The following is a 4,073-nucleotide window of genomic DNA, read 5'->3' as shown; positions in this document are numbered from 1 at the left end:
TGGAATGACGCACCGCGTCGTCAGGAGCCTCCTGCGTGTGTGGTCACGTGCAAATGTAGAACCGATGATCTAATCGGCGATCGAAAGGTGGCCGTATGTTCGGTCCGTTGGTGTCTTCGGGCTGATGGGGAACAGGAGACGGCATGTCAGTGAGGGAGACGGTCGCCCCGGCGCAGATCGCGGCGGAAGCGGATTCTCAGATTCACGTCTCGGAGGAGATCCGCCGCCGCCGTCGTGCGCTCAACCTGTCGCTGGAGGCGCTCGCGGCGCGGTCGGGCGTCAGCCGTTCGATGATCTCTAAGATCGAGCGGGCCGAGGCGGTGCCGTCCACTATTGTGCTCTCGCGCTTGGCCGAAGCGCTGGGCGTCACCTTCTCGCGCTTGATGGCGCCCGCGACCGATCTCGAGGTGCTGCTGATCCCAGCGCGCCGTCAGCCAGTCCTACGGGACGAGGAGTCCGGCTTTTTGCGGCGCTGCCTGTCGCCGGTGCTGCCGGGCCGGGGCATCGATCTGGTGCTCAACACACTACCGCCCGGTGCCGGCACAGGTGAGTTTACCGCCCACCGCCGCGGCGTCTCGGAATATATCTACGTCCTCCGAGGGCGCCTCCGCGCGGTGATCGGCACCCGCACCGTCATCGCCGAGGCCGGCGACAGCTTGTACTTTGAGGCCGATGCTGGTCATGCCTTCAGCAATGTAGGAACTGAGATTTGCGAGTATATTCTGGTGATTGATCCCTCGCGGGTGCGATAGAGGCGAACTGAACGGTTTGAGTTTCGGTGCGAGTTTGACTCTATTAGACACCGCGAATGTTTCGAAGTCGGCGCCAAGGACGCCCGAACTCACGAACTCGAACCGGGGGGCGCCGAGGCGCCCGGCTACGGCAGACCGACCACCGATGATAGAGTACTGAAACGCTCTACCGCAGACCGCCATCGCTGAGGCAGTCCCAAGTGAGCACGGCCGAGACGTAGAGGCGGACCACATGCCGAGTGAGCAGATCGCCGGTGTCCGCAGTTGCATATGAGCTGACCAAAGCAGATGGGCACCATACGGCCAAGACTGGTCATCAGACTGGATCTGTTTATTTGAAAGCGAACCTTCTGAACTACAGAGAATGGTCAGCACCGGACAGACGGCCACTTGAATTGTAGGTCTGCAATCCGGCGCCCAGCTAACTTCCGCTCATAGCGCATAGCCGAAATCATTTTATTGATAGCACATCGAGGTATACCCTGCGGTGATGTCACTCCATGAGCCAGATGAGCGTCACGTCAGGGTCGGCGCGGCTATTTGATGTGACGCCATGGGCGCTGAGCCTAAACCTCGATGTGACATGTAGCGGCCCGCACGGTTCACGCCCTTGCCACCCACCCCCGCCATGTGAACGCTGCGAAAAACATGGCGATGTCCCGAAAGCCGCTGCCCTCCAAGATGGCTTCGTCTTGCTCGGGTGTCAGGACTGGTAGGTGCGCACCCACGGCTTCCCGCGCCATGCGCGCCTGCGCAGGATCGCCACCCGATGCGACCGCGTAGGCTTGGTAGCGGTCCAGCCAGCGTGACCGCTCGTCCTGGCCCTGCGGAAAGCTCCCATGGGCCGCAACGAACGGCGCGCCCGGCTTCAGCCGCCGATGGATCTTTCGGACCGTCGCGTCACGTTCAGCGGGTTCAAGGAAGTGCAACGTCAGAAGGCAAGTGGCCGCGTCGAACGGGCCGGGCGGCGCGTCGTCGATGTAGCCATGGACCAATGTCACACGGTCCATCAGAGGCCCGAGCTCCCGCTCGGCCTGCAGCAGCATCTCCTGCGCAGGATCGACCCCGACGAACGACCACCTGGGCTGCCCCTCGGCCAGCGCGCGCAGTTCCAGGCCGCCGCCGGCACCGAGGACCAGGACCCGCGCATCGGTCGGGGTCCCCTCGGCCAGCAGGATGGCCGTCATCCGGTGAAGCGCTTCGAAGCCCGGCACGAAGCGACGGGGCCCCTCGGCGTAGCACGCTGCAGCCACTGGATCGTTGAAGCCGGCGATGAAGTCCCCGGTACCAGCCTGTGAGCTATGCGACATCGGGATGAGCCTCCTGAGCACACGGGCCGCTTGCGGCCATGCGGGCATGAAAATCGGCGCTCAGGTGGCCGAGGGTGACATCGCTGAAGCGGGCGAGAAGCAGCCGCTCAGCGTCCTCGAAGGCCGAACCGAGCGCGCCGTTGACAGCCTTTTCGACCAGGCAGGCCGGCTCCTCGCTCCGGTGCCCCATGGCGAAGATCCCTGGCGATCCGAGGGCAACGTATACGTCGTAGAGGGTCACGCGATCGAGATCGCAGACAAGGGTCCATCCCCCGCCGTGGCCTTTCTCGGACGCGACGAGGCCAAGGTCGCGCAGGCCGCCCATCAGGCGGCGCACGACGACGGGGTTCGTGTTCATGAGGGCTGCCAGCCGCTCGGAGGTCACTGACCCATCGAACTCGGCCATGTGAAGGAGGACGTGAAGCACGCCCGACAGTCGGCTGTCGCGTCTCATGCAACACGATATGTTTCATGAGTGGACTCCTGTCAATCTGGCGACTTTCGCCCCTTTCGGCCGAGGGCATGGCGACCGAACTGGAGGCGTGTTGACGCCGACTATTGCGGGTGTGGTTTATCGGGTGGGCCTAAAGCTTGAGGTGACTCCTATGGCCCGCATCGGCTACGCCCGTGTCTCGACCCTCGACCAGGACCTTGACGTGCAGCTTGCCCGGCTCAGGGGCGAGGGTTGCGGGGTCATTCGATCGGAGAAGGTCTCAGGAGCCAGCCGGGATGGCCGAGCCGAGTTGGCGACCATCTTGGAATTCTTGCGGCCCGGCGACGAACTGGTCGTCACCCGCCTCGATCGGCTCGGACGCGACACCCGCGACGTGCTCAACGTCGTGCACGAGGCCGAACAGCGAGGGGCCTCGGTCACCGTGCTCGACCCGCATGTCTCGACGCGTGGTGAGATGGGCCACGTGGTACTCACCGTGCTCGGCATGGTGGCGCAGATGGAGCGGCGCTTCATCAAGGAGCGGCAGCGTGAGGGCATCGCGCGGGCCAAAGGTGTCGGCGTCTACACCGGCGGGCAGCGTCGGCTCGATCGTGAACGGGTCCGGGCCCTACATGCCGCCGGCCTTGGGCCTGCCGCCATCGCCGCCGCGCTCGGTTGCTCGCGGATGCAGGTCTATCGCATTCTTCAAGAACCGAGATAATCCGTACGCCGTCGGTGTAGGCCGCAGTCATGTCGGGACGGATGGAAACGACGATCTATGTTCCCTGCCTGTGAGGCAGGTCTGCCTCGAGACGAATGGGGTCGGCGAATGAGCATTGAGAAGGCGGTTTTAGCGGGCGGCTGCTTCTGGGGCATGCAGGACTTGATACGGCGTCAGGAAGGGGTCGTGTCGACGCGAGTAGGGTACACGGGTGGCGACGTGCCGAACGCGACCTATCGCGACCATGGGACGCATGCTGAGGGGATCGAGATTCTTTTCGATCCGGCCCGGACGAACTTCCGACGCATGTTGGAATTCTTCTTCCAGATTCATGATCCAACGACGCCGAACCGGCAGGGCAACGACCGGGGCCTGAGCTACCGCTCGGCGATCTATTACACCGATGAGGGGCAGCGCCGGGTCGCCGAGGACACCATCGCCGATGTCGACGCTTCCGGTCTCTGGCCCGGGAAAGTGGTCACCGAGGTGGTGCCAGAGGGGCCGTTCTGGGAAGCGGAGCCGGAGCATCAGGACTACCTCGAGCGCCGACCCGACGGATACACCTGTCATTTTGTCAGGCCGAATTGGACGTTGCCCGCTCGCACCGAGGCGCCGCAGGGCACGTGACAGGATCGCGAGAGGTGGTTGCACCTGTCCGGACGAGGTGATGCGATCGAGACGGAATCAAGCGGGGACGATCCCGCGAGCGGACGTGGCCGACTTCATCGTCGGAAACCTCCAAGGGGATGCCTACGTCAGAAAGGCGGTGGTCCTGATCCGGTAGCTGCATCCGAACCGTTCGTCCTGCCGCGTGCCGGCGTGAATATCCCGGCCGCGTAGGCGGTGCCGGAACCGCC

The 4,073-nt window shown here is 64.1% G+C and carries 5 protein-coding genes; 3 read left to right on the top strand and 2 right to left on the bottom strand.

What is annotated here, in order from left to right; all coding sequences use genetic code 11:
- The first annotated feature begins 143 nt into the window (after positions 1-143).
- Positions 144-752, top strand: a complete 609-nt coding sequence (locus COGEMETH_RS24360; RefSeq protein ID WP_238185255.1) for a helix-turn-helix domain-containing protein — start codon at positions 144-146, stop codon at positions 750-752.
- A gap of 602 nt (positions 753-1,354) precedes the next feature.
- Here the strand turns inward: COGEMETH_RS24360 and COGEMETH_RS24355 are convergent.
- Both COGEMETH_RS24355 and COGEMETH_RS24350 read right to left on the bottom strand, forming a co-directional pair.
- The gene (locus COGEMETH_RS24355; RefSeq protein ID WP_238185254.1) at positions 1,355-2,062 is read right to left on the bottom strand and encodes a class I SAM-dependent methyltransferase; all 708 of its coding nucleotides are present in this window, start codon (positions 2,060-2,062) and stop codon (positions 1,355-1,357) included.
- Positions 2,052-2,516 (bottom strand): Rrf2 family transcriptional regulator, encoded by a 465-nt coding sequence (locus COGEMETH_RS24350; protein WP_238185253.1) that lies wholly within the window; start codon positions 2,514-2,516, stop codon positions 2,052-2,054. Before COGEMETH_RS24350 ends, COGEMETH_RS24355 begins: the two co-directional genes overlap by 11 nt.
- A gap of 151 nt (positions 2,517-2,667) precedes the next feature.
- Here COGEMETH_RS24350 and COGEMETH_RS24345 point away from each other — a divergent pair, with 151 nt between their 5' ends.
- On the top strand, positions 2,668-3,216 hold the full coding sequence (locus tag COGEMETH_RS24345; protein ID WP_238185252.1) for a recombinase family protein: 549 nt from the start codon (positions 2,668-2,670) through the stop codon (positions 3,214-3,216).
- A gap of 108 nt (positions 3,217-3,324) precedes the next feature.
- Positions 3,325-3,843, top strand: coding sequence for a peptide-methionine (S)-S-oxide reductase MsrA (msrA, locus tag COGEMETH_RS24340; protein WP_238185251.1), 519 nt, complete (start codon positions 3,325-3,327; stop codon positions 3,841-3,843).
- Positions 3,844-4,073 lie beyond the last annotated feature (230 nt).

Origin of the sequence: Methylobacterium trifolii, assembly GCF_022179685.1 — a bacterium.
Lineage (GTDB): Bacteria > Pseudomonadota > Alphaproteobacteria > Rhizobiales > Beijerinckiaceae > Methylobacterium > Methylobacterium trifolii.
This window is presented reverse-complemented; position numbering and strand designations above follow the sequence as displayed.